A 1,820-nucleotide genomic window follows, 5' to 3' on the forward strand; every position below is an offset into this window, starting at 1 on the left:
CGCTTATGCGAAACCAGAAAACAGGACAAGAGCGTTAACTTTGGTAAGATTGGCAATTAATCTTGGATTTGCAGCTGGACCTGCCATGGGCGGTTTAATTATCATGAATATTGGTTACAAAGGTCTTTTTTGGGTAGATGGTGCAACTTGTATTTTAGCCATAAGTATTTTTTGGTTATTGGTAAAAGAAAAGAAAAAGTCAGCTTATTTGGACAAACAAAATCCTGGCGAAGTTTTAACGCATTCTGTTTTTAAAGACAAACCTTTTTGGATATTCCTGATTATGTGTTTGATTACTGGCGTTTTGTTTTTTCAATTGTTCACGACCATTCCTATTTATCATAGCCAACAATTCAATTTAACAGAATTTCAAACTGGATTATTACTTACCTTAAATGGTGTACTCATCTTTTTTCTTGAAATGCCAATTGTTGGATATGTAGAACGCAAAAAACTGAACAAAGTAAAAATTGTAACTTTTGGTTGTTTGGCTATGTCGGTAAGTTTATTTTTAATGCTAATCAATACTTGGGCTGGAATTTTGGTCATTATGATGTTGTTTATGACCTTTGGGGAAATGTTTTCTTTTCCTTTTTCTAATTCTTTTGCCATAAGTAGAGCACCAAAAGGTCACGAAGGTAGATATATGGCTATTTTTACAATGAGTTTTAGTTTGGCACATATTATAAGTGCGCGGTTGGGTATGAGTATGATTTCCAAATACAATTATCAAACCAATTGGTTGGTTATGGGAACTCTTGGTTTAATTGGTGTGGCTTGTGGTTATTGGGTGATGAATTTAGTCAAAAAAGAAAACTTAAAAAATAGTTAATTAACAATTTTTAAGTTTTTAAATTTCAACAAAATTATAATTTTGAACATTAATTTAAATTTATTAGTTATGAAATCTAATACTATAAAATCATTTTTTATATTGATTGTATTCATGTTTCAAGCATCAAATAATTTGATTGCGCAACAGAAATCGTTTACAAAAAACAACTCAAATGATCAAAGTGTTGTGATGACTTGGAATAAAAATACACCCGATCAAGAGATGCTAGATGACATTACCGCATTGAAACAAAACAATGGTGTAATTATTAAATATTCCAATTTGAAGCGAAATCAAAAAGGGGAAATTACGGCTTTGAAAATTGAATATAAGGATTCTGATGGGAATACCGGAAGTCAAGAATACAATGGGAAAAATGCTATTTCGGAAATCAAATTTTTTAAAATTAATGACAGAATAGGATTTGGAGAACCAAATGATAATGCTTCATTTGCTTTTAATAATCTTAATTTTAATGATTTACAAAAATCATTTGGAAATAGGATTCAAATGGATACATTGATGCAAGACAATTTTGATTTGAATCCAAGTATGAAGAAAAAATCAAAAATAGTTATTCGAGAAAATGGCAAAAAACCATTGACTATTGAAGATGGCAAAGTACTTGAAGGTGGCGAAGATTATACTCCAGAAGAAATTGAGAAAATTAAAAAAGAACACCAATTTAATTTTGATAATGGGGGAAATGAAAAACTAGATTTTAATTTTAGTTCAGAAAATTTAGATATTAAAAGTTTGAAAGAACAAATTCAAAAAATGCAAAATCAGCTTATGGAAATTAATCCAAATCTACAAAATAAGGATAATCCAAAACAGCTCAAAGATTTAAAATCTGAGAAAGATACAACAAAAGAAGAACTCAAACAAGCCAAAGAGGAAATGCTAAAAGCCAAAAAAGAAATGGAAGAAGCGCGGGCAGCACTCGAAAAAGCTAAATCTGAAATTAAAATGAGAAAAACATAAA

At 29.9% G+C, this 1,820-nt stretch carries 2 protein-coding genes; both read left to right on the forward strand.

Features of this window, described 5'->3' with window-relative positions:
- On the forward strand, positions 1–832 hold an 832-nt coding region (locus RMN92_RS04040; protein WP_309608182.1), incomplete at its 5' end, for an MFS transporter.
- Positions 833–901: 69 nt separating this feature from the next.
- Entirely contained in the window at positions 902–1,819 is a 918-nt protein-coding gene (locus tag RMN92_RS04045; protein WP_309608183.1) for a hypothetical protein, read from the forward strand.
- Position 1,820: the final 1 nt, after the last annotated feature.

It is taken from the genome of Flavobacterium sp., from assembly GCF_031363805.1.
Lineage (GTDB): Bacteria > Bacteroidota > Bacteroidia > Flavobacteriales > Flavobacteriaceae > Flavobacterium.